The 556-nt window shown below is 55.6% G+C and carries 1 protein-coding gene and 1 pseudogene; one reads left to right on the top strand and one right to left on the bottom strand.

The window, feature by feature from the left end:
- Positions 1–84 (bottom strand): annotated as a pseudogene (locus EXE45_RS21495) (Nascent polypeptide-associated complex protein); the annotation flags it as partial.
- A gap of 30 nt (positions 85–114) precedes the next feature.
- On the opposite strand from EXE45_RS21495, the gene EXE45_RS17455 reads away from it, so the two are divergent.
- Positions 115–556 (top strand): hypothetical protein (locus EXE45_RS17455; protein WP_137695078.1); only part of this gene is annotated, 442 nt, incomplete at its 3' end.

Here is a 556-nt window from a genome sequence, read left to right on the forward strand (position 1 = left end):
GTCGAGCTCCTCGACGTCGATCCCCATCTGTTTCATCATCTGTTTCATTTTACGTGGATCTATTGAATTACCTCCACCAAACATAAGTTGTGTTGCCTCCAACCGCGATACACGATGAGCGGCAATAAAACCACAGAGTATCTCCAACGCAGACGCGAGGAAATCGGGTCTGCGGACTATGACCCCGAGGTTCAGGAGGCAATCTTGGCCTTCCTCGACGCCTACAACCCCGACTCCCTCCGATTGGAGCCGCCGATACAGCAGGGCAAGGACCGTCGCGAACAGACACTCTCCGTCTCCAGCCGACTCTCGTACGCCTCAACACTTCATCGGACGGCAAAACACGTCGATCTCACCACCTGTACGGCAGCGGAGCTGAATCGGTTTGCGGATGCGCGTCTCCGTGGCGATCACGAGACGGTGGATTCGGACGGCCTCTCGCAAAACACCATCCACCAGAATCAGGTAGCATGGAGAGCATTTTACCGCTTCCACAAGAATCATCCCGAAGGTCACGAGGTGAACGTCGATCCCGACGACATCGTCCTCGTGGATC

The sequence above is a fragment of the Halorubrum sp. SP9 genome, assembly GCF_005435015.1.
GTDB lineage: Archaea > Halobacteriota > Halobacteria > Halobacteriales > Haloferacaceae > Halorubrum > Halorubrum sodomense.